24 protein-coding genes and 1 tRNA gene are annotated in these 22,865 nt (G+C 54.7%); 18 read left to right on the top strand and 7 right to left on the bottom strand.

Annotated elements, in window-relative coordinates; all coding sequences use genetic code 11:
• Positions 1 to 37: 37 nt before the first annotated feature.
• From ACWHYZ_RS08085 to ACWHYZ_RS08050, 8 genes are all read left to right on the top strand, one after another.
• Positions 38 to 1,042 (top strand): PstS family phosphate ABC transporter substrate-binding protein, encoded by a 1,005-nt coding sequence (locus ACWHYZ_RS08085; RefSeq protein WP_447986769.1) that lies wholly within the window; start codon positions 38 to 40, stop codon positions 1,040 to 1,042.
• Positions 1,043 to 1,126: 84 nt separating this feature from the next.
• The gene (pstC, locus tag ACWHYZ_RS08080; RefSeq protein WP_447987538.1) at positions 1,127 to 2,017 is read left to right on the top strand and encodes a phosphate ABC transporter permease subunit PstC; all 891 of its coding nucleotides are present in this window, start codon (positions 1,127 to 1,129) and stop codon (positions 2,015 to 2,017) included.
• Between the two features lie 9 nt (positions 2,018 to 2,026).
• Positions 2,027 to 2,923, top strand: coding sequence for a phosphate ABC transporter permease PstA (gene pstA / locus ACWHYZ_RS08075; RefSeq protein WP_447986768.1), 897 nt, complete (start codon positions 2,027 to 2,029; stop codon positions 2,921 to 2,923).
• Positions 2,917 to 3,714, top strand: coding sequence for a phosphate ABC transporter ATP-binding protein PstB (gene pstB / locus ACWHYZ_RS08070; RefSeq protein WP_447986767.1), 798 nt, complete (start codon positions 2,917 to 2,919; stop codon positions 3,712 to 3,714). The genes pstA and pstB overlap by 7 nt, the downstream gene beginning before the upstream one ends.
• 65 nt (positions 3,715 to 3,779) lie before the next feature.
• On the top strand, positions 3,780 to 4,460 hold the full coding sequence (gene phoU / locus ACWHYZ_RS08065; RefSeq protein WP_447986766.1) for a phosphate signaling complex protein PhoU: 681 nt from the start codon (positions 3,780 to 3,782) through the stop codon (positions 4,458 to 4,460).
• 75 nt (positions 4,461 to 4,535) lie between these two features.
• Positions 4,536 to 6,125: a Ppx/GppA phosphatase family protein gene (locus ACWHYZ_RS08060; protein ID WP_447986765.1), complete on the top strand. Its 1,590-nt coding sequence runs from the start codon at positions 4,536 to 4,538 to the stop codon at positions 6,123 to 6,125.
• Positions 6,122 to 6,874: a dTMP kinase gene (gene tmk / locus ACWHYZ_RS08055; RefSeq protein ID WP_447986764.1), complete on the top strand. Its 753-nt coding sequence runs from the start codon at positions 6,122 to 6,124 to the stop codon at positions 6,872 to 6,874. Before ACWHYZ_RS08060 ends, tmk begins: the two co-directional genes overlap by 4 nt.
• Positions 6,819 to 7,592: a dTMP kinase gene (locus ACWHYZ_RS08050; RefSeq protein ID WP_447986763.1), complete on the top strand. Its 774-nt coding sequence runs from the start codon at positions 6,819 to 6,821 to the stop codon at positions 7,590 to 7,592. The genes tmk and ACWHYZ_RS08050 overlap by 56 nt, the downstream gene beginning before the upstream one ends.
• On the opposite strand, the gene ACWHYZ_RS08045 is transcribed toward ACWHYZ_RS08050, so the two are convergent.
• Positions 7,570 to 8,073, bottom strand: coding sequence for a SixA phosphatase family protein (locus ACWHYZ_RS08045; protein ID WP_447986762.1), 504 nt, complete (start codon positions 8,071 to 8,073; stop codon positions 7,570 to 7,572). The two genes, ACWHYZ_RS08050 and ACWHYZ_RS08045, sit on opposite strands and share 23 nt — an antisense overlap.
• A gap of 221 nt (positions 8,074 to 8,294) precedes the next feature.
• Between ACWHYZ_RS08045 and ACWHYZ_RS08040 the strand changes: the two genes are divergently transcribed.
• The 5 genes from ACWHYZ_RS08040 (at position 8,295) to ACWHYZ_RS08020 (ending at position 13,403) form a co-directional block, all read left to right on the top strand.
• Positions 8,295 to 8,813 (top strand): Slp family lipoprotein, encoded by a 519-nt coding sequence (locus ACWHYZ_RS08040; RefSeq protein ID WP_447986761.1) that lies wholly within the window; start codon positions 8,295 to 8,297, stop codon positions 8,811 to 8,813.
• Between the two features lie 321 nt (positions 8,814 to 9,134).
• Positions 9,135 to 9,449 carry a winged helix-turn-helix domain-containing protein gene (locus ACWHYZ_RS08035; RefSeq protein ID WP_447986760.1) on the top strand — a complete coding sequence of 105 codons (315 nt, stop codon included), beginning with the start codon at positions 9,135 to 9,137 and terminating at the stop codon, positions 9,447 to 9,449.
• 126 nt (positions 9,450 to 9,575) lie between these two features.
• Positions 9,576 to 11,000, top strand: coding sequence for a hypothetical protein (locus tag ACWHYZ_RS08030; protein ID WP_447986759.1), 1,425 nt, complete (start codon positions 9,576 to 9,578; stop codon positions 10,998 to 11,000).
• 405 nt (positions 11,001 to 11,405) lie between these two features.
• Entirely contained in the window at positions 11,406 to 12,428 is a 1,023-nt protein-coding gene (locus ACWHYZ_RS08025) for a hypothetical protein (protein WP_447986758.1), read from the top strand.
• A gap of 102 nt (positions 12,429 to 12,530) precedes the next feature.
• Complete coding sequence (locus ACWHYZ_RS08020) at positions 12,531 to 13,403, top strand: tetratricopeptide repeat protein (protein WP_447986757.1); 873 nt, start codon at positions 12,531 to 12,533, stop codon at positions 13,401 to 13,403.
• Between the two features lie 95 nt (positions 13,404 to 13,498).
• Here ACWHYZ_RS08020 and ACWHYZ_RS08015 read toward each other — a convergent pair whose 3' ends face one another.
• Complete coding sequence (locus tag ACWHYZ_RS08015) at positions 13,499 to 14,032, bottom strand: Slp family lipoprotein (protein WP_447986756.1); 534 nt, start codon at positions 14,030 to 14,032, stop codon at positions 13,499 to 13,501.
• A gap of 124 nt (positions 14,033 to 14,156) precedes the next feature.
• Between ACWHYZ_RS08015 and ACWHYZ_RS08010 the strand changes: the two genes are divergently transcribed.
• Positions 14,157 to 14,720, top strand: coding sequence for a Slp family lipoprotein (locus ACWHYZ_RS08010; protein WP_447986755.1), 564 nt, complete (start codon positions 14,157 to 14,159; stop codon positions 14,718 to 14,720).
• A gap of 121 nt (positions 14,721 to 14,841) precedes the next feature.
• Here ACWHYZ_RS08010 and ACWHYZ_RS08005 read toward each other — a convergent pair whose 3' ends face one another.
• The 4 genes from ACWHYZ_RS08005 to ACWHYZ_RS07990 are packed head-to-tail and all read right to left on the bottom strand — an operon-like array spanning position 14,842 to position 18,129.
• The gene (locus ACWHYZ_RS08005; protein ID WP_447986754.1) at positions 14,842 to 15,714 is read right to left on the bottom strand and encodes a glycine betaine ABC transporter substrate-binding protein; all 873 of its coding nucleotides are present in this window, start codon (positions 15,712 to 15,714) and stop codon (positions 14,842 to 14,844) included.
• Positions 15,715 to 15,737: 23 nt separating this feature from the next.
• Positions 15,738 to 16,394 carry an ABC transporter permease gene (locus ACWHYZ_RS08000; protein ID WP_447986753.1) on the bottom strand — a complete coding sequence of 219 codons (657 nt, stop codon included), beginning with the start codon at positions 16,392 to 16,394 and terminating at the stop codon, positions 15,738 to 15,740.
• A gap of 15 nt (positions 16,395 to 16,409) precedes the next feature.
• A complete protein-coding gene (locus tag ACWHYZ_RS07995; RefSeq protein WP_447986752.1) occupies positions 16,410 to 17,159 on the bottom strand; it encodes an ATP-binding cassette domain-containing protein in 750 nt (249 codons plus the stop codon).
• Positions 17,160 to 17,178: 19 nt separating this feature from the next.
• The gene (locus tag ACWHYZ_RS07990) at positions 17,179 to 18,129 is read right to left on the bottom strand and encodes an L-histidine N(alpha)-methyltransferase (RefSeq protein WP_447986751.1); all 951 of its coding nucleotides are present in this window, start codon (positions 18,127 to 18,129) and stop codon (positions 17,179 to 17,181) included.
• Between the two features lie 352 nt (positions 18,130 to 18,481).
• On the opposite strand from ACWHYZ_RS07990, the gene ACWHYZ_RS07985 reads away from it, so the two are divergent.
• Both ACWHYZ_RS07985 and ACWHYZ_RS07980 read left to right on the top strand, forming a co-directional pair.
• Positions 18,482 to 19,294: a multinuclear nonheme iron-dependent oxidase gene (locus ACWHYZ_RS07985; protein WP_447986750.1), complete on the top strand. Its 813-nt coding sequence runs from the start codon at positions 18,482 to 18,484 to the stop codon at positions 19,292 to 19,294.
• Between the two features lie 195 nt (positions 19,295 to 19,489).
• Complete coding sequence (locus ACWHYZ_RS07980; RefSeq protein WP_447986749.1) at positions 19,490 to 20,134, top strand: hypothetical protein; 645 nt, start codon at positions 19,490 to 19,492, stop codon at positions 20,132 to 20,134.
• On the opposite strand, the gene ACWHYZ_RS07975 is transcribed toward ACWHYZ_RS07980, so the two are convergent.
• Positions 20,131 to 20,364 carry a hypothetical protein gene (locus ACWHYZ_RS07975; protein WP_447986748.1) on the bottom strand — a complete coding sequence of 78 codons (234 nt, stop codon included), beginning with the start codon at positions 20,362 to 20,364 and terminating at the stop codon, positions 20,131 to 20,133. The two genes, ACWHYZ_RS07980 and ACWHYZ_RS07975, sit on opposite strands and share 4 nt — an antisense overlap.
• Positions 20,365 to 20,480: 116 nt before the next feature.
• Between ACWHYZ_RS07975 and ACWHYZ_RS07970 the strand changes: the two genes are divergently transcribed.
• Positions 20,481 to 20,556 (top strand) — tRNA-Thr (locus ACWHYZ_RS07970).
• A gap of 1,235 nt (positions 20,557 to 21,791) precedes the next feature.
• Entirely contained in the window at positions 21,792 to 22,136 is a 345-nt protein-coding gene (locus tag ACWHYZ_RS07965; protein ID WP_447986747.1) for a response regulator, read from the top strand.
• Positions 22,137 to 22,865 lie beyond the last annotated feature (729 nt).

Below are 22,865 nucleotides of genomic sequence, written 5' to 3'. Positions count from 1 at the left end.
GATGTATCGTCAATTTGCGCATACGAAAGGACAGCCTGTGACTCGCTTGATCATCTCTGCATTGTTCATTGTTCTGACCCTGGGCCAGACCATATCCCTGAAGGAGATACATGCGCAGCCCCCCTCGCTGGTGAAGATCGATGGCTCGAGCACGGTGTTTCCCATCAGCGAAGCGGTGGCAGAGGAATTTCAAAAAAGCACACGGGGAGCGGTGCGCGTGACGGTCGGCATATCGGGAACCGGTGGCGGCTTTAAAAAGTTTTGCCGCGGCGAGACGGATATCCAAGATGCGTCCCGTCCCATTTCAGCCGACGAGATGGAGGAATGCCGCAAGCATGGGATTCAGTACTTCGAATTGCCCATTGCCTATGATGCAATGACCCTGGTGGCCAGTCCGAAGAACAGCTGGCTGCAATCCGTCACCCTTCTGGAATTGAAACGGATGTGGGAGCCATCTGCTCAAGGCAAGATTACCAGTTGGAACCAGGTCAACCCGGCTTGGCCAGATGAGCCGCTCAAATTGTTTGGAGCTGGATCTGATTCAGGGACATTCGATTATTTCACGGAAGCCATCGTCGGCAAGGCGAAATCGAGCCGTGGAGACTATACGGCGAGTGAGGATGATAATACGCTGGTACAGGGCATTTCCGCGGACAAATCGGCGATCGGGTACATTCCCTACGCCTACTATCCTCCGAATAAGCAAAAGCTGAAACTCATTGGCGTGGACGGCGGACAGGGGCCGGTCCTCCCGTCACGTGAGACCGTTGAGAATGGCACGTACCGCCCGCTCTCACGTCCCCTGTTTATTTATGTGAGCAAGAAATCAGCCGAACGCCCGGAAGTTAAAAGCTTCGTCCAGTTTTACATGAAAGAAGGTCTCACATTAGCCGAGCAGATTAAATATGTGCCCTTGCCGGCAGACGCGTATCAGACCGCGTTGGCACATTTCCGCAACGGGAAGCTGGGCACAGTCTTCCAGGGGCATACGAGTGTCGGGCTGCGCATTGCGGACCTGTTGAAGCGAGAATCGATTCAGTAACGTGAGAAGCATTTCATGAGCCTACGTGTGCTGTTACTCGAACTGACGCATGGCTCCCATTTGGGGACATCGTCCAAATCCGTGATGGCTCAACACACCTGGCGTCGTCTCCGTGAGCGGGTGATCGAGAAAGTCCTCCTGCTGGCCGCATTGGCGTCCATCGCCATTACCGCGGGCATTGTGGCCCTCCTCGTCTATGAGTCGTTCGTCTTTTTCCGATCGGTCTCCATCATTGAGTTCTTCACCGATACGCAGTGGACGCCCTTGTTTGCAGATGCTCATTACGGCATTCTGCCGCTCATCGCCGGCACGCTGGTGACAACGGCGGTGGCCCTCTTAGTGGCTCTGCCGCTCGGGACGGTCACGGCCGTCTACCTCAGCGAATACGCGAGTCGGCGTGTCGGCGAAGTGATGAAGCCGTTCTTGGAACTGTTGAGCGCGGTCCCTACCGTTGTGTACGGCTATTTTGCGCTGTTATTCGTCACGCCCCTTCTGCAGAAGGTGTTTCCGAATCTGCCCGGCTTCAACATGCTCAGCGCCGGGTTAGTGATCGGGATTATGATCGTGCCGTACATCAGCTCCATGAGCGAAGACGCGATGCGCGCTGTCCCCATGCACATCCGTGAAGGGTCATACGCCCTGGGCGCTACGCCCTTGCAGACGGCCTACCGCGCCGTGATCCCGTCTGCTCTCTCGGGGATTGCCGCAGCCTATGTACTAGGCATTTCTCGTGCAATCGGCGAAACCATGGTCGTTGCGATCGCCGCTGGAATGCAGCCCACGCTCACCTGGAATCCCACGGAGCCGGCCGAGACCATCACGGCCTACATCGTCCAGGTCAGCATGGGGGATCTGCCTCATGGCAGCATCGGATATCAAACCATTTTTGTAGCTGGCCTCATGCTCTTTCTCATGACCTTGGTCTTTAACGTTGGCGGCCACATGCTGAAAATGCGGCTTCGAAGGGCGATCTGAAGGAAGACGATGACACATATCCATGGCAACAAAGTCCGAAATGCCGTGTTCGCAATCATCGGCCTCGTCGCCATGTTGGTGAGTTCGATAACCCTGCTGGCCCTCATCGCGGCATTGGCTCTCGACGGCGGCTCCCGTCTTTCGTGGCATTTTTTTCTCTCCTTTCCGTCCCGCTTCCCGGCGGAGGCCGGAATTCTTTCGGCATGGGTTGGGACTTCGCTGGTGATGTGTGTCACGGCCTGCACGGCGATTCCACTCGGCATTGCAGCCGCCGTTTACTTGGAAGAGTATGCTCGCAAAAATTGGATGACTGAACTCATCGAGATCAACATTGCCAATCTGGCCGGTGTCCCGTCCATTGTCTATGGTCTGATGGCGCTCGGATTGTTCGTCTATGAGTTGCACTTGGGCAGCAGCGTCCTGACGGCGGGCCTGACCCTGGCCTTATTAATCCTCCCTATGGTTATCATTACGACGCGGGAGGCCCTTCGCACGGTGCCGAACAGCATCCGGGAGGCCGCTTTTGCCGTTGGCGCGAGCAAGTGGCAAACCGTGCACGATCACGTCCTTCCCTATTCATTAGGCGGCATCTTGACGGGGCTCATTATTGCCCTTTCCAGAGCCATCGGCGAAAGCGCTCCGCTCATGACAATCGGGGCATTGTCATTCGTGGCATTTCTGCCCCATCCGCCGCTCCAGCAGGAATTTCCCTATCTGTCGTTTCAATGGCTCATGGACCCATTTGCCGCGCTTCCCATCCAAACCTTTAACTGGATTTCACGGCCGCAGGAAGAATTTCACCTGAATGCCGCGGCTGCCGGATTGGTGTTGCTCGCCATGACGCTTGCCATGAATGCGCTGGCCATCATCATTCGCGCGCGGTTTCGAAAACGGTTGCAATGGTAAGCCAGACGACGCCGCTCTCAGTGACGCATCAGGCCACCAAGGCCTCGGTGAAGAATCTCAATTTTTACTACGGCACGACCCACGCCTTGAAGAATCTGAATCTTTCCCTTCCAGACAAGCAGGTGACCGCGCTCATCGGTCCATCCGGTTGCGGCAAAACGACCTATCTGCGCTGCTTTAACCGCATGCACGATCTGTATCCCGGCAACCGAGCCGAAGGCGAAATCATTCTGTATCCTGACGGGATCAACATCCTCGATCCTCGTCTCGATCCCCTGGAAGTGCGCATGCGCATCGGGATGGTGTTTCAAAAACCGAATCCATTTCCGAAATCGATCTACGAAAATGTGGCCTACGGTCTCCGCATACGTGGACAAAGCTCACGCAATTTCTTAGACGAGCGCATCGAGCGGGCGCTGCAAGACGCCGCCATCTGGGACGAGGTAAAGGACCGTCTCCACGGGCCCGCCTCGGCGCTGTCCGGCGGCCAGCAACAACGCCTCTGCATCGCGCGCGCGCTCGCCACCGATCCCGAATTGATGCTCTTTGATGAACCAAGTTCCGCCCTGGATCCCATCGCGACCGCACGCATCGAAGAATTGGTGATGGAGTTGAAAAAGAAGGTGACGATTCTCATTGTGACGCATAATATGCAGCAGGCGGCGCGGGTGTCAGACCATACCGCCTTCATGTATCTCGGTGAGGTCGTCGAGGTGGGAGCCACTGAGAAAATCTTTACCAATCCTTCGAACCGTTTGACGGAAGATTATGTCACCGGACGATTCGGATAACCCACAGAGAAAGCGGTCAACACACAGCACGGTTGAGGACGGATCGTTCACGGACGGGGGCTATCATGCAACGTCACTTTGATCTGGAATTGGATGACCTTAAGCAGAAGTTGCTCCGCATGGGAGCCGCCGTCGAAGATCAGGTGCAGACGGCGCTGCGGTCGCTCGTGGAGCGGGATAGCGCATTGGCGCAACGGGTCATCGAAAACGACCTTCGCGTGAATACGTTTGACGTGCAGATCGACGAGGAGAGCCTTCGCCTGCTCGCCCTTCATCAACCCACGGCAAAAGACTTGCGCTTTATCACGACCGCGATGAAAATCTCGACTGAACTGGAGCGCATGAGCGACCTCGCCGAAAACATTGCCGAACGCGCGCTGGAGTTGAATGAAGAACCACAGCTCAAGCCTTATATCGACATTCCTCGGATGGGCAACTGGACCTTACGAATGGTCAAAGAAAGTCTGGATGCCTTCGTGAATGTGGATGCCGGCCTCGCGAGAAAGGTCATCGCCGACGATGATTTTGTCGATGATCTGACGCAGCAGTTGTTCCGTGAATTGCTGTCCTTCATGCTCGAAAACCCCCAAACCATCACTCGCGCCATTCGGCTCACCTTCATCGGCAAGTACATCGAGCGTATTGCCGATCATGCCACGAATGTCGCCGAACTCGTCGTCTACCTGGCCGAAGGGAAAATCATCCGGCATACCGTTCCTTCCGTGTCCTCATCTCCAGACGCGTGAATCGTTCGACAGAACCCTGTACAATAGCCACAGTGGACTCGATAAGACGAGTCACGTGAAGGAATCTCACTACTGATGACAAAGCTGGCCATCATCGATATCGGCACGAACTCCATTCATATGGTGCTTGCTGAGGTCGAGCCTGATTTTTCCTACAAGATTCTTGATCGGTTCAAAGATATGACGCGGCTGGGTGACGGAGTCTTCAAGACCGGTCGTTTGTCGGAAGCCGCGATGGTCCGTGGCCTTGACGTCATTCGTTCGCTCACGACCCTGGCACGCAACAAAGGATACGAACGCATTGAGGCCGTCGCGACCAGTGCCGTCCGGGAGGCCAAAAACGGCGGCGAGTTTCTTGAGGCCGTGATGCGGCACAGCGATCTGACCGTTCGCGTGGTCACCGGCAAAGAAGAAGCGCGGCTGATCTATTTGGGAGTCCGGCACAGTATGGACCTCTCCGACCGGCCGACTATGGTGGTGGATATCGGAGGTGGTTCCGTTGAGCTGATTGTGGGCAATCGAAAGACCATGGCTCATGGTCAAAGCCTGAAACTCGGGGCGATCCGACTGAAAGATCTGTATCTCAGGCAGGATCCGCCCACGAAAGCGATGCTCAAGGAAATGCAGATGGCGATCGATCGTGACCTTACATCTGCCCTGCAACGCGTAAAAGGAAAGGGGTCGGACCGGGGTAATCGCTTAGATGGAGTGAAGCGGTTGGATCGCTTGGTCGCCACATCCGGCATGGCGGGCAACCTCACCGAGATCATTTATCTCCAGCGCACCGGACGTCCGGTACCCCAGCTCAATTTAGCAGCCGTGACGTTGAAGGAGATTCAGAGCGTCGAAAAACAGCTGGCGCATGCCGCCTTTAAAGAGCGACTCGCCATTCCCGGATTACATCCCAAACGGGCAGATACCTTGCTCCCGACGGCGATGGTCCTTCGAACTCTAATGGAGCAGACCGGCCGGCACGAGTTGACCATCAGTGACAAAGCGATTCGCGAAGGTTTGATCTATGACTTTATCGAACACCACCGGGAAGGCATTCGTGCCGAGCAGGAAATTCCTAATGTCCGCCGACGGAACGTCATCTTTATGGCACGCCGCTGCCATTCACCGGAATCGCACGTTCAGCATATCGCCACACTCGCGACTCGTCTCTTCGATCTCACCAAACCGTTACATGGCTTGGATGCCCGGGAGCGCGAATGGCTGGAATACGCGGCGATCTTGCATGACGTCGGCTATATGATTAATGTCCGTCAGCACCACAAGCATGCCTATTACCTGATTAAACACAGCGATCTATCGGGCTTCACCGCGGAAGAAATTGAGATTATTGCGAATATCGCCCGCTATCATCGCCGGGCCGTGCCCCATATGGAGCATGCGGCATTCAAAACGTTTCTTCCATCCCAGCGTCGGACGGTGGAGGTGCTGAGCGCCCTACTCCGCATCGCCGATGGCCTCGATCGTAGCCACTTTTCGGTGGTGCAGGATATCGATGTCAAACTTGGAAGACCGGTTACGATTCGTGTGTACACCTCGGGAGACGCCGAGCTGGAGTTGTGGGCTGCCAAAAACCGCGCAGACCTGTTTGAAAAAGTGTTCAAACGATCGCTACAATTTGAGGTCATACGAACTGGAGCAGAATCTTCATGACACCTCCGCCCCTCACCTTTGCGCAGCCGCATTCCTTCCCCGGCAAGCTGATCATCGTGGAAGGCATCGACGGGTCCGGCAAAAGCACTCAACTCCTATTGCTTCAGAAATGGCTCGAGTCAAAAGAATTCAATGTCTTCTTTACCGAATGGAATTCATCCGCACTGGTGCGGGAAACCACACGACGCGGGAAGAAAAGCAAGACGTTGACTCCAACGACGTTCAGTCTCCTGCACGCGACGGACTTCGCAAGTCGGCTCTACCACGAAATTTTGCCACCGCTGAAGGCCGGCATGATCGTCCTGGCCGACCGCTATGCCTACACCGCATTTGCACGGGATGCGGTGCGCGGGGTCTCGCGCGAGTGGGTGCGCAAGCTGTATAACTTCGCAATCCGGCCGGACATGGCGTTCTATTTTAAGGTCCCGATGGAGGTGGCCATCGACCGTCTGCTCGGCGGCACGCGGGCGCAGCTGAAATACTACGAAGCCGGGATGGATATGGGCCTGAGCCAGGATGTATCGGAAAGCTTCCGGTTATTTCAGTCCCGTATTCTGTCGGAGTATGACAAGATCGTCGATGAATATGGACTGATTACGATGGATGCAACCAAGGACATCGAAGCGCAACAGAACCAAATGCGCCAGCTCGTCTCACAGGCGCTGGTGAACTATAAGCCGAAACGGGGCACGCATGGGAAACGGGCATCAGTATTTTGGCGACGGTTTGCCGTACGTCAATCTGAGTGACTTGAAGGGGAAGCTCATTGCCATTGAAGGCACCGACGGTGTCGGCCGATCGACCCACATCGATCTCTTGCAAGAATGGTTGGAGGTGCAGGGATATGGCGTGATCACCACCGGCTGGACGCGTTCCAATTTGATGTCCAAGACGATCGAAATGGCGAAACAGGGCAATATTCTCGATCGCTGGTCGTTCAGCTTGCTCTACGCCACCGACTTCGCTGACCGCCTCGAACATCAGATCATTCCCGCCCTGCGCTCGGGGTTCATCGTCCTGGCAGATCGGTATATTTATACGGCATTGGCACGCGATGCCGTCCGGAGCGGCGATCGTACCTGGATCCGGAATGTCTTTGGATTTGCGGTGGTCCCTGACCTGGTTCTCTATTTGCGAATCGATGTCGACACCTTGGCCTTGCGCGTCATTGAGACCAAAGGGATGAACTACTGGGAATCCGGCATGGACCTGCGGCTGGGCGGCGATTTATTCGACAGCTTTAAAAAATATCAGAGTTCGCTGATCGAAGAGTTCGATAAAATGGCGGAGGAATTTCGCTTCGAGGTCGTGGATGCCCGCAAACCGCCGGAAGAGATTCAAGATAGTCTTCGTTCAAAGATCCAACCCATTCTCGCCAACGGAAGGCGACCGTCAGAACCGACGCAAGACACCGCTGAACGCCATTCGTTGCCGATTGAATCCGCTAGCTCTGCCCCAAAGCTCTAAGCTGCATGGGCATCAGCCACCAGCGTAGCAGGCCTTCGCCTGGTTTCACCGTACGCTCAAAGCGGACTGAGCACGCCCCGCCTTTCTTGAACAGGAGTCCGGACACAGGACTGCCGGCAATCATGAGCCCAGCCGCCGCACTCAGATGCGGCTCGTGCCCCACGCAGAGCACGCAGGCGTCTTTCGGCAATTTGGCCAGCCGCTCGAACAGGAGGTGCGGCGGTGCATCCGACAGCAGTTCGTTCCATCGAGCAATCTCCGGGGTAAATCGGAGCACCTCCCCAAGTATCTCGGCTGTTTGCCCCGTGCGCAGGAACGGACTCGAGGCGATGTGGGTGGGTTGAATATCCAAACGTATCAATCCCTCTGCCGCTTCCCGTACTTTTTCCGCACCCTTAGGCGTCAACGGCCGTCGCGCTTCGGGCCCATCCCAGTCTTGTGGTTCGACGGCGATCCCATGCCGAAACAGAATGCAATCCATACCCTGCCTCCACCAAGAAGCGGATTGTAGCACGGTGATCGAAGCACCGAAAGGTGACGCAAGCTTAAGGGAAGATGACTTCTCACATTAACTCTGCTCTAATGCAGTTGAGCATGCGCGCTTTAACGTACGTTGAATGCTCCCTCATATCGTATAGTTGTGACGCGGAGATAAATGAGGCACTGATACCACAATTGAGAGGGCTGGCCTGTCGGTATGCAATGACGTGGATTTATTTGCTCTTCTTTCTTTCCGGCTGTTCGCAACCATTCTTTCCTCCCAAGGCAGTTCGAGATGTCGATCCCGCCATGCAGATCAGCCTTTTTAGTTCGGAAGTCGACACGTACTTCAAGGGACATGTGGCACAAGTGGGAGGCCGAATTATTTCGGTAGCTCATTCCTCAAAGGGCTTCCTCATCACAGCACATGAGCTGCCCCTCAAGGATGGTTCCTCCCCGCCTAGCGAAAAAGCTCCCCCGATCGGTCTGTTTGTCTTCCTCTTTCCCGGCGAGATCGATCCCGCCGGCCTCCAGCGAGGAAACGAATTCGTCCTCATCGGTGAAGTCCAAGGTGTGGAACTGGTTCAAGCTGACACGGTTCGTCGCCCGGTTCCGTTCCTCCTTGCGCGCTGCCTTCATGTGTGGAAGACCGGATCTTTCGCAGTGGCCGACTTCCCCCATCTACCGGCCGGATATAGTCCCCTGGAACAGCAGACGTATTGCCTTCCCCAATGGCAGTAGAAAGCCAGCCTCAAGCAGAGGCATCAAGCCTCTGTTTGAACTCTAAACCCATTCTGGTTGCCGCACCGTTATCGAGCGCCGTCTTACGATTGAAGCTGAGTGCTTGTCGCTTGAAGAAACCAGTCTAAAGTGCGGTGCTGATCTGCAAGGCCGTTGCATACCCGCCGCCTCTACGGTCCAACCCACCGACTCCGATACGTACATGCATGTAACGATAAGTTAACTCGCCAGTCACTATTCGATAACATCTTCGACATATCTTCGTCGTCACACATATGAAGAAATTGTCAAGGTATCGTTGTCTCAGATGAGGCCACGACGTTGAAAGAAAAAGCACGAATAGTCATCGGTCTACTCTCCATTGACAAACCACGACACGAAGTGACGGTGAGTTCGCAACCCGTGAAGTTGTCGCCCACGGAATTCGCACTGCTGTGGCAGTTAGCCTCGGAACCCGGGAGAGTCTTCCGGCGGGACGAGCTTCTCCAGGCGGTATGGGGCAGCGGCATCATCGTTGAAGATCGAACGATCGATGCACACATGTCGAAAGTTCGGCGGAAACTGTGCCTGTTACCTGAAAGGCCAAGTCTCATCGAAACGGTCTGGGGCATCGGATACCGACTGAAGCAACCATAAGTCAATCTGCGTTCTCCACAATTAACTTTCCTGTAATACGTCGATGACGCAGGCGTCATGCCATCCCTGTAGAACACACACGGACTTTGCTGGGTACTACTTTCTTATGACTGTCAGGAGGAGGAGATGAAACACATGTTCGCCAGGTTCGCACGCCCCGGCCTCAGTGCGCTGCTCTTTGTTACCATCGCCGTGTCATTGGCCGAGGCACAGCAAACCGAACAAATCCAAGGTCCACCCGCACCACCACCAGCAACGGCGGCCGTTCCTATGAATGACCCGATGGAGAATTTTGATAAACGGCTCAGCATTTTGGAAGAATGGAAAACGAAGGTCGAGAAGCTCCCGATATTGAGCAACAAGGTGAATTTCGGTTTGAACGCCTTGCAGTTTCTGTACTCTCATCAGGATGCCAAAGTCGCCGAAGGAAAGAGCCAAGACAATTTTTCGATTCGCCGATCAGAGATGCTGGCCTATGGGAAGATCAATGAATATATACCGCGGTGGCACGTCCTCTACGAGTTTCAGAGCATCAATCTTACGAACACGACGCCGGGCTGTGTCGCCGGAACGGATTGTACGAACCGCACGCAAAACCCGGCCGGTGGTCCCGGGGCCTCGACATTTTTCCGGGAGTCATACATCGATTTCAGGCCTTTTTTGTCGGCCGCGCCCCAGCTGAATTTTATCCGAATGGGTATCTTCCGTATGCCGTGGGGTATTTATACGGAAACGTCAGGCGGTCTGCGCGACGTCATCAGCTCCCCGTATTTTACCAGCGTAGGATCGGGGAACGGCAATCGGACGGGTACTGCCGGAACCATCGAATTTCTCCAGGAACGCGATTTCTTCGTGGACATGCGCGGGACCCTATTCAACCGCCTTGAGTATGTCACCGGCATCATGAACGGGAACAATTTTCAAGCCAATGCCTTTGGTGCAAACGGTCCGAAAGTGGGGTACTCACGCGCGCGGTTCATGCTCACCGATATTTCGTTTGTCAGCTTTACAGCCCTGTACGGGGAAAGCAATAATACGAACACGGCGATCAACGGCCGAGGGAAAGGGGAATTCGATCGCTTTGGCGTCGATTTTAGGTATACGTCACGAATAATCCCCGGGCTGATGGTTCAAGGAGAAATCTGGCAAGGGCATGACGGATCCAACGCCACCACGGTCGGCCTTCCCGCGCAAGGCGCTTGTTTGAACACCGCTCAATGCGGCGGTTCGGGCGCCCCTGGACAGCAACGCCGGGCGTGGTATGTCTATGCCAAATACCTGATCTCGAGCGGTCCATTGCGTAATTGGGAACCGGTGGTCTGGTATGAGCAGTTTGATCCCAGCACGACAACCTCAAATGACATGTATGATCGTTGGATCCTCGGATTAACCTATTACTTTGAGAATCTGCCTCCCAAGATTCAATCGAAAGTTCAGATCAACTATGAATTCCGGCATCACCAGGGAACTGGTCCGGGATCATCAGTACCCAATACCGATGCATTTGCTCAGAATGCCCTGTTGGTCCAATGGCAGGTACGGTACCAATAGCGCCTTGAGAATCGGCAAGGGGGTGGACCGGACATGCATTCAGCGATCCATGGACGAGCCGTATGATCGGTCTACCCTTTTGGTGCCTTTCCTTCGATGCCCATCCACTGCATTCGTGACGGTGATTGCCCTCTGCTGGTGCGTTCTAGGATGTGAGTTCGGAACACGCCTAGTCAATGAAACGCCATCCGGGGGCATGGTGGCCTATCGTATTGCCGATGAGACAGACATTTTGCATTCGAATGGAAGACGAGAAGCCCTTCGCATCATGGAGGAGAAATGTCCGAATGGTTATCGAGTCATTACCCAGGGGCAAATCCCAAGGCTTGACAAGGATATCGATAGAGCGTGGAGCGGCCAAATATCGAAGAATTACGAGGATAGGATGTGGGGAATTGAGTTTCGATGCAAATAAAGATGCGTAAAACATACGCTCTCTTACAAGACCCTTCCCCGCGTTATTGGAGCAACAGGCTTCATACGTTCTCGTTTCTCACGAAAACGCTCGCGTGCAGTCTCCTGGTGATGCAGCTTGGTGCCTGCGTTGGACCTCTGCGCCAACGTGTTGTGTATCAACATGGCGAAATTCAAGTGGGCCTTCAGACCGATCTGTCGACCGAACGTGCCTCTCCCCCTGTAACCAACGTTCATCCCCAGGACATCTCGTCGGACGACATGCGCGCCTTGCTCGGATCGGTAGAAGTCTCGGGATGGAGCGGTATCATCGTGGGTTTGTTTCAAGAGCCAAGGCCCTTCCCGGTGTTCACCACGGCCGAACTGGACATCATCGCTGCACCGATTGCTCAGGCCTTCCAACAAGCGGCCCCAAAAGAGCGAGTCTTCTTTTCGATTCCAGGTAATCGGCCTCCCTATCCATCTGAAAAAGAAAAGACAGCCGGAGCGCTGTTCTTTAGGGATCAATACCTCCACATGGTTTTGACCGATCATTATGCGTTTACTCCAGCCGATCCAGGCGGGGGAGAAGAGCGCGACCCTCGTGATACGAAAGGGATGAAGCTGTGGGTAGCCGCTCCGGCCCGAGCTGCCACGGTGCCAAAGGAACAAGAACCCGACTGGAGTGCTTTCGAAAAAGTGCATATCTCGCTCAAACCGAAGGAAGTACTCGCTTCACGCCGATCACCTTCCGCAATCACCCAGGCACCGAAACCCGCTGTGCCACCGAGTTCTGTCCAAACTGTTCCAGGTCCACCCAAAACGGATGAAGGACGAGATCGCGAATCCAATGAGTTACGTTTGCAAATCCGGGAACTGACGAATGCCAATCTGGATCTCAGAGATCTTCTCAAGCAGCAACGCACAGAAATTGAAACACTACGGCAGGAGTTAGACCGTCTTCGGAAAGAGATAAAGCCTCGATCACCGCAAAAGCCCCCCAACCGAACATCGCCGAATTCCAACACCCCCTAGATTTTACACATCTGTAACACACCGTCTCTCTACTGGTAACTCCACGCCGATAGTATTGTTCACGTATCGACTAGAGCAGCCGCCATTCTCACGGAGGCAATAATGACACACATCGTGACAACACTTGCGAAGCACATCGGCCTGCTGAGCCTGATCATCCTATCTTCGGGATGTACCAGTTTGGCTGTCACGAGACCGGCGGCTGATCCAACATCGGAGTTACTAGCCAAGGGGCAGCAAGAGTTTAAGCAAAGACAAATTGCGGAATCGCTCCATACCTTCTCTCGCGCCATTGAAATGGCGCCAGATCGAGCAGACGCCTGGAACGCCAGAGGATTTGTCTATAGCCAGCAGCGCCAGATGACTCAAGCGACGTCTGACTTCAAGGAAGCCGTCCGAATCAACCCAAGCCATCCGATGTTTTTAAACAACCTCGGCGTCGCCTATCTCGAGCAGAGTCAGCCTCAAGAAGCATTGCACGTCTTGAATGATGCAACACGTCTCTCTCCGCAGTCTCCCCTCGTGCTGGTTCATCGAGCGCTGGCGTACCGACACCTCCGACAATTGGATCATGCATTGGCCGACCTGAGTCGCGCACTGGAATTGGATGAACACAATGCCACCGCCTATGCCAATCGTGCCGTCGTGTATGCACTGCAACATAACTATCACGCGGCCAAGGGTGATCTGGACCATGCCGCCAGCCTGAACACCAGTATGAAGGAAGTCTATGAGAGCCGAGCGCTCATCCAGCTATTGACCGGTCACCCTGATCTGGCCGCCAAAGACTTTTCGAGCGCCATTGCACTCGGGGCTTCGGACACATTGATCTATTACAACCGCGGTGTGGCTCGCTCCCTCATGGGAGATACGCGCAACGCCGAACAAGATTACGCGCGCGCCTGTGGGCGAGGGTACGGCCCCGCCTGCTTGTCGAGCCAGCTGCTCGCGAAAGTCAGCGACCCGGCTATCTAACGCTAACGCATGTAGATGTTGATGCTCTGAGTCGAGAAAGCGCTCCCCCTGAGAAATACAAATCTGTATCTCTCAGGGGAAAAAGGCAGGCAGATTTAGGCCGAACAATACGTTTCATGCTCAAGGGGCCAGTAGCCATCCGTGGTATGCGGAAAATCCTCAATTCCATAGGACCCATACTCGCCGGTCTTCCAAACATGCATGCACCGAGCGACCAGATAGGGTTCCATGCGAGGCACTCCATCGACATTCATGCTCTGGGAGCCTTTTGCCAAGGCAACGACAATCAATTTATTACCGAACCGTATGCCGGCTGGATCAACCTTTCCCGGATACAGGAGAGCGAATTCTGAAGTCGGGAACAGCATTTCAGAGGGACCATAGACAGGATGCTTCTCAAGCGGAAGTTCCTGCACGCGGATCAGCATGCCGTCCTTCGTCGTTTCAGCACCAACGATTCGACCACCAAGTTGGACCACCTGCCCGCGGAACACATCGGGCTGAGCCTGCAGCACGCCGAACTCCATAGTCGTAACGTCACGCATGGCACTTGGTGGAAACAGTGGTGTGGAACACGCGGTGAGGAATACTGAGGCCCCGAGCACAAGCAACTGTCCTATGGTCTTCATAGCCCCTCCCTCGTAACGGGCTGCGTAACCGTTATGTAACACACATGTAACATACATTTAACAGTGTGGCAATATTCACAATTATGAAGTTTTCTTTATTAGACCCATATCGCTGGAGGTTCACATGCATAGACTCGTCTGGGTTGCCATAGTTTCCATCCTGCCTGTCGTCGGATGCGCTCCAACCACGCCCTTCCCTCCAAAAGTCATGGAAAAAGTGTCACCGAACTTCGACTTTGACGCTTGGAAGGACGCATCACCGACGAATGTCGCGGGGAAATCAGGTTCTGGTATGAAGATCGAGTTAGGCGGTCGAATCGTTCAGGCCAGTCCGTTGTCTAAAGGAACGTTGATTGTCGCAGAGCAATTGCCTATCGCGAAACACCCGGTCTACGGGCCGACAGATGCTGGACAACGAACCGGTGCCTATGAATTCGTCCTACAATATCCCGAACAGTTACCTCCCCATGCACTTCGATTCGGAAATCGTTTTGTGGTCGTCGGGACAACTGAAGGGCGAAAAAACGTGGTGGTAGATGGCGCGCCTAAGTCAGACCCCTTCCTTGTTGCGGATTGCATTCATGTCTGGGAAACAGGCCGAAGCGAAATCGCGAGCTTTAAAGAAGACGTTGGGGCTGGATTTTCAACACTGAGGGAGCAGACCTATTGCGCTCAGCCCCCAAAATAGGTTCTCTCAGAGAATCGTGACGAAAACCGTGTCAGATGAAGGTGGCTAGAGGCCTGGCGTCGCTAAGCGCTCTGACACACCATTAACCTTCAATGGTTTTCGCCAGGCCGGATAACACTCTTCATCCGAGGTGTTTGGCTTGTCGGAACTTTTTCACAACGGCCGCCACATCACGCCGCTTTCCATCAACCTCATAATTCAATCGCCGCATATCCTCATCGCTGATCATTCCGCCTAGCTCGGACAGTGCAGCTTGAAGTTGAGGAAATTTCATCAAGGCTTTCTCAGAAACCACCGGCGCGGCTTGATAAGCAGGAAAGTACTGCTTGTCGTCCTCCAAGACCGTGAGTCTGAGTTTAGTAACGAGCCCATTCGTGGAATCACCGGCAATCACGTCGACCTGGTGGTCGGCCAATGCCTGGTAGGTTAGCGCAAGGTCCATGACGCGCGGCCGTTCGGCGAAGCGCAAGCCGTAGGCCTCCGCGAGCCCGCGGAATCCATCCGAACGTTCCAGGAATTCATAGCCGAAGGCTGCGTGCCACTGGGGCGCCTGCTTGGCGAGTTGTGACAGAGTATAAATGTCAAGTCGCGTGGCATCATCCGTTCTGATCATGATGCCGAACGTATTGGTGAATCCAAGGGGCGGCAGCCATTCAACCTTGTAGCGCTGATGGTATCCGTCTTGAACGGTCCGATAGACCGTGTCTCGATCAATCGATGGAGGCGCGTGCAGGATAGCCGTTAAGGCTGTTCCCGTATATTCCACATAGGAGTCGATTTTTCCGGAGACAAGGCCCTGATGCGCGACAAACGTGCCACCGAGATTGAATTGCCGTTTCACCCGTAGATCGGTTCGCGCTTCGATCTGTTGCGCCAGGAGTTCGCCGAGAATGATTGATTCGGTAAAATTTTTTGAGCCGATAACGACGGTGTGCTCAGCGTCACAGCCCAGGAGACCCGCAATCAAGATGCAGGGAAATAGGAATGGCCGCACATATACTCCACGCCACCCCGCCGTCATACATGCTGCCTGATCGGGGCGTAACGCCCTCCGATGCGGCGCTCGACGAGACTTAAGCCGTAATTGGCAAGCAGAGCCATCACCGCGGCCGGCAACGCACCCGCTACAATGAGACGCGTGTCCAGCATCGCCAGGCCGCGAAAGATGAACATGCCCAGACCACCGGCGCCGATCGCGGCCGCAATTGTCGCCAAGCCGACGCTCATCACGGTCGCGATCCGAATACCGGTGAATACGACACCAACGGCCAGAGGCAACTCAACTCTCCACAAGAGTTGTCGATCCGTCATACCCATGGCCACCGCTGCTTCTCGCACCGCAGGATTTATCCCCGTCAGACCTGCGAAGGTATTGGCGACGATCGGCAGCAGCGAATAGAGGACCATGGCGATCAAGGCCGTCCTCGCTCCGATGCCGCCGATTAACGGCAGAGGAATCAATATCGCAAACAAGGCGAGGCTGGGGATTGTTTGCAAAATGTTCACGAAGCCGAGGACAACTGTCCGCAAGCGCGGCTGTTCATAGACCATAATGCCCAGCGGGACACCCACGACGATCGCACCAAAGATAGACACCCCTACGAGCACGAGGTGCTCGGCGGTTAACTGAACAATCTCGCTTTTATGATAATCGATAAACTCAAATACACCCATATTTTTCACAGGTACTTAATGCATGATATTCTGAATAGTGAGGCTGCGAATGACGGCACGAACCTCCGGATGCGATGATTGCAGAAACTGAGGCGGCGGAAGACGCTCTACCAATTGTCCGGCTTGCACAAGCCCCACCACGGTTCCCAAGAGGCAGGCCTCAGGAATGTCGTGCGTCACAATCACCATCGTCTTGTTGAGTTCTCCCAACAGTCTCTTCAGCTCTTGCTGGAGTTCCGCCCGGGTAATGGGATCGAGCGCACCGAACGGTTCATCCATGAGTAAGAGAGGTGGATCGGCCGCGAGCGCTCTGGCCACGCCCACCCGCTGGCGTTGTCCACCTGATAGTTCATGCGGATAGCGATCCATAAAATCGCCCGGCTCCAAGCCGACCATGTGCAGCACGTCTTTTACGCGTGCATCGATGCGAGAGGATTCCCACCCTTCCAATGCCGGGACGATACCGATGTTGGCCGCGATCGAGAGATGGGGAAAGAGCCCGATATCTTGAAGCACGTACCCGATACGGCGACGCAGCCGAATGGGATCCCACTGCCGCGTCGACTTGCCATCCACCAATACATCGCCGGCTGTCGGGTCCAAGAGTCGGTTGATGAGTTTCAAGATGGTGGTCTTGCCGGATCCGCTTCGCCCGATGAGTGCGAAGGATTCTCCTTCGCGCACGGTAAACGACACGCCGGATAGAACCGTTCGGCCGGAGGGATGCTGAAACGTCACATCGCGAAACTCGACTGCCGATGCCATCCCCTCCATACGACGGGCTCTATGGAGCAGGCCTCGCGGCTACCATCAGGAAACGGCAGTCCTCGCTCAGATATTCCTCGATCACCTCGAATTCTGCCTGCGTCAACAAAGACAAAAATCTGCTTCGCTCGAATTTTCCTGAATGGTTCATGTGAATGCAGTCTCCGGCTTTGAAGTGGAGCTGCTCGCCACCGACATGAAGCGTACGGTCATCGTGAAGACGAAAAGACTTCTCGAGCCGGTGCATGCCGGGCATAACGTCATTGGATAAGTGGAACATCAGCCGGCCATCGGTTTCAGTGAGACCGATGCTCCGTAGCGGCGCCAACGCAAAAGCACGGTTCGAAGGATGTTCGTAGCCGGCGCGGGTGGCATCGTCATGGCCAAGCTCCCCATCGATGATCAGTATGTCGTCTTCTCGAACAACCGAACGCAATCGACGAAGCATCACGACAGGATCGAATGCCCCCAACGTGTTGCCGACCATCATGACAAGCCGAGGACATGTGTGTGGGCCCGGCTGAAGCGCCGAGAGATGCGCGGGGTCGGTAATGTCGGCTTTCAGCCCTTGCGCGGCCACCCCATGCTGTATAGCTTGCTTGCAGGCCATCTCGAGCAACATCTGCCCCGAGTCAACCGGCCGATACATCCCTTGCCGGCCATTGCTAAGAAGCGCCTTCAGAACATGGAGATCCTTCGTTCCCTGCCCTGAGCCCAGACTGATGACGTCGATCTGATCGCCGACTAAGTGGGCGACCAGTTCCGTCGCGTGCGCCTGAAGGAGCGTATCGGATCGGGCATAATTGCGATATTTCCCATCTGTACACAGTGCCAGCCAGGTGCGGACAGAAAGCGGAAACCAGTAGAAGAACATCTCGGGCAGCACCCGTTGATCGAGCGATTGCCAGAGTCGATCGGCGAGCGCCGATTCGGTCAGGAGGACGTCAAGACGCAATGGTGTATGTATCATGCTGATAATACGACGGGGGTATCACCTCGAATCATCCGTCAGTGTAGGAATGCGCGCGAATTGTGTCAATGTGAGCTTCCTTGCAAGTAATCGACCGACATCCATCTTCTGCGGAGCCCACTGATAAACTGGCTACGACTTTGTTTAGGTAGTACCTGAATGGTGGCTATTTTCTTAAGGAGGTACCCGATGGAAAGTCCAACCGTTATGATGGAAGTCATCGAACTGGAGGAATTGCAACCGACCTGCCATCTGCTGGAGATGATCGACATAGAGGAGCTTGCTCCTACCTGTCACCAATAACCACGCGCGGAAGGACCTGGGCCCAATCCCCTGGATTGGGCCTTCTCTTATGACTAGGCTCAGCCTCGGAGCCTTCTATAATCCCCACCTCGCTGAAGTCATTCTCGCCACCGCAGATGAGATCGACCACTTGGCCTTGGCGGATGCGCCGCATCCGAGTGACCGGTCCTGGCTCCTGATCCGCCAGAATTTTACACTGCTCGCGCATGACTATCTGGGGCAACTAAGCGAGCCCTTGACCTTCGCTGAACTGGATCGCGCGCGCACCATCGTAGAGCAATATCAGTCCCCCTGGGCTGCGGAACATCTCCAACGGATTTATCCCACGCTAGATCAGAATGCAGACCGACCGGACGTATCGTTGGATTATGTCTTCCCTCCCCTCTATACCGAAGACCTGCTGCAGGACTACGTACAGAACGCTCGCGTCCTTCGGAATCATCTGAGTGTCCCGCTCGCCATCGAACCGATTCCGACGTATCTTCAGGTGGACCACCCGCAATTGAGTGAAGCCGCATTTCTCCATCGGCTGTGTGAGGAGTCCGGATGCCTCCTGCTCCTTGACATCCCCCACGCAATGATTTCCGCCCACACGTACGGCCGGGACCCCGCATCGTTCATTCTGGAACTCCCCCTCCATCGAGTCATTGAGCTGCATGTCGCTGGATTGGCATTCAATACAGATCTTCGCCGTCCATGGATTGCACCCGTGGTACCCGACAAGGAGATACTTAATCTAGCGGAACTTGCTGCGGAGCATACGCCTCAACTGCGCGCGATCACCTTCGACGCCTTCAGCCCGTCACTTCAAGCCGACACATTTCTTGAAGGCATGCACTTACTTCGGGAACGATTTGCATAAGGCCCTTTTTGCCTTTGAACTTATTGCTTTTCGCCTGACCCCATGACTGGCCGTTCACTTCATGACACGCTTCTTCGGGTCTTGAGCCACGGACCGATTCGTGCCCAACTATTCGACACAGAGGATAAGCCACCTACCTTCGGTTCGGATGAATGGCACACCTTGAGACGCGTATCGAAGGATTCACTACGAAATATGGCGCGCTTCTTGACGCGGCATTATTACGGAGAGCGGATTGTCCGACTCTTTCGCCATATCCGTCGGTTAGCCTCTCAGACCGGGCGGGATCCGTTGCTGATATTTGACACCCCAGGCGTGCGTGCCGTGCTTGATGGGGCGGTCGTGGGATCACCGGACACTGCGGACGAGATGGCATCCCTCATCAAAACGTTTCTCTTAGTAGACGCTGCCGAGATTCAGAAGCGATTTCCCTATTGGCAGGATCTCGTTCACTATCAAGCGACGATGTTTGGAGCCGAAGCGCGCAGAGCAAAAGGATCAGGGACAGGTTTGCCCTGTCGATCCCCCTCAGGGAACGTCGTGCAGTTTGAATGGGATCTGCCGGCCATCCTTCCCGATCTCGCGTCGTTCAGCGATCAACAGGTAACGCGCCTGCACCGCCCATCGCGCATGCTCATAGCCTCATCGGCAGATAAGCATGTGACATCAGTGCGATGCACGCTTCACGTGCAACGTCTCTTCGAGGCGGCCGACGGAACCCGCACGGTCAAGGAACTTGGGATCATGGCGGATTTATCGGCGCGGCAGACAGAACAGGCGCTGGAGCAAATGAAACAGATCGGGGCGATTCAGTGGAAGGCGGAGGTCACAGAAACCTAATCATTTTTTTCCCGCAGGACCCATCCTTTTTTCCCAAGACAACGTTCTGTAGCTTGCAGTACAAAGTAATTATTTCCTTGCTGGTTCTTCGGATCCAGGAGGGACTCATTCTGGCATTTGTTGTAATCCATGGTGAAGTCATCCTTGGGTTTGTTAGGGTGCACCCATTCTGCGCTGCCACAACTCGTCATCAGAAGAAGACTCAGAGACATCCATGGCAGCAATTTCATACACCCTCCCGTTAGGCTGGCCGAGTGCGGCGAGAATAGCCGAATGCTTGATTCGGGGTCAAGGCACACGGTGGAGACTTGCAAGAGAAAATTCGGTCGTGTACTCTGCGACTGGCGCTGGCGTAGCTCAATCGGCAGAGCAGTAGTTTTGTAAACTACCGGTTGGAGGTTCGATTCCTCTCGCCAGCTCCACCATTCTCGCCTGGGAGGCATCCGCCGCCGCGACGAGTTCAGGAAGATGCGTCTGGGGTTCGGATTTACCTTCCAAGAGCGCGTCATCCAGGCGCTTCACCCATTCACGATTCCCGCTCGGAAACAGGTGCAGTAGATATCCATCGTCACCTGAATGGAGGAGGGGCCTAGTTGCTCATGCACATATTTCGGTGGAGCGCCGGCCTCAGCCATTAGGGAGACACAAGTATGCCGGAGGTCGTAGAAGGAACAGGCCTGATTGTCCAGCAAGCGAAAGACGTTCTCACTAATCTCCAAGTCCTTATGGAAATCGGCGAGCGTGTCGCACGCGCAAAAACGACGCACTGACATCATGGAAACACGACACCGCCTTTGACTGCCCCTACACTCCCAGTGATCTTCGCCTCCGGCAGATGTGTCGGCGAAGGGACCGTTCTTAATCTTGGCGCCCTCGGTTGTATCTATTCTTCTTCCGGTAGTCATCCCAGTACACGCTACCCCCCACGCCATTCCTAGTCTCTTCCCGTACCGTATCCACTCGCCCCAGTGTACCAACGCTACGCCATCCCTCTGCCTTAGAGGTCTGAGCCGAGTACCGTGCTGAATTTTCTCTCGTTCCATCATGTAACCATTGGTCATACGGAATGGCTTTATCGTCAAAGCGACTAAACGAAACTGAAACCGCTCCGACATTGGCGGGAGGGCCACCTGACTTAGTTTTGTAGGCTCGCGTGACAAACGGTTATGCGGATGCTCTGTGGAATATCCTGTGGATAATCGCACATTCAACGTTTCAATGCCGCCTCCCTCAATGCAATTAGCTCCTTGCACATTATTGAGGCATTGTGGCGTCCATTTAGCCAACACAAGATATAGGTCAATATCAATTTGTTGCTTCTCGGTGGAACAGAGCAGACACACTTCATTACTGGCAAGTATGGGGCTGCGCATAAGGCGATGAAACGTCGCCAGTTGGTATGTAAGCGTATCGCCTACCAACGCTCGTGACTTTCTCAACCGCATGACAGTCTGATGGCTCCAAGCTTTTGTGCGGACCCCCGCGGGCTTCAGACAGGCTTAAGTTACGATACGCAAGCTTGGCGGTATTAGCTGGCGCGGCAAATGGACCTGGCGTGGGTTTGGTTCACTTACGCCGAAGGCACAACCAGCGTTTTGTATGGTATTGATCTAGTAGATATATGGTTCTAGGGTAATACTCTCGCTGGAACCCCGGTATGTCCAACCAAACTGTAATGGTCGTAGACGATGACACGGCCCTCCTGACCGCAGTGACCGAGCTGATGCAGTTCCATTTGCCGGATGTCTGCGTCCAACCATTTGACTCTCCTCGCATGGCCCTGACTCATTTTGAAAAGAAGGAGGTTGCTACGCTGGTGACCGACCTCAAAATGAAAGAGCTGGACGGCTTTGCCCTGTTGCGGGGGGCGAAGGCAGTCCGTCCCAATGTGCCGGTCATTCTCTTTAGCGGCCATATCGATTCGGCTCTGGCATCGCAGGCCATCAACATGAGGGCAGACGATGTGCTCCGCGGAAGCCGTTTAACCGTGAAGAGTTTGTGACCGCCCTCACGCTCGCCTTAAACACCTATGCTCTAGCGAGAGAGGTACGGATACGTCGGTTAAATGACGGAACGTCTCAGCACGCGCGTGGAAGATTTGAAGCGGCTCATCGCGGACAGTCATCAACGGCCAAACACGATCAAGCTCATAGAAGGTCTCGTATCAGCATCGCGGCAACTCAATGGCCAAGAGCCTCGCCAGCCTGGAAAGATCCCTGGACCGACTCTGGCAGCATGCCAACATGGCCCAAGCTCGTCTGGACGTGGCGCAACAACGCCTAATCGTGATGCAACAAGAGAGCCGTGCAAGTATCTTGAAGCGCATCGCTTGCGACCACGCCTGAATCCTCGCCCCGCAAGTACGCCCCCTTTCTTTTGGAGATTATCTCAGCAAGCGTAGCTTGTTTCATGGGGTGTGAACACCTATTCCAACGTGATCCGGCTGTCCAACCTTCTGTGCCAGTCAACGTAGTGTGTATGAGCTACGGCTATAACGGACGTACGGCAATTAGCCATGGCCGCCAATCGGGCTTGTAGCCCTCCAGTCATGCCTTGGATTCTTACCACCCCTGGTCGCGCCTACTTTCCAGTTCTCGTAGATGAATTTCCGGGGGCATCGTATCTCAACACAACGCTTCAGGGGATGAACAATATCCTCGTAACTTATGAATGCTTTAACAGGATCGCCTGCTAATAAACCCCAGTAATTTTCGACAGAAGCAATATGCAG

Source organism: Nitrospira sp. Nam74 (genome assembly GCF_965152615.1).
This window is presented reverse-complemented; position numbering and strand designations above follow the sequence as displayed.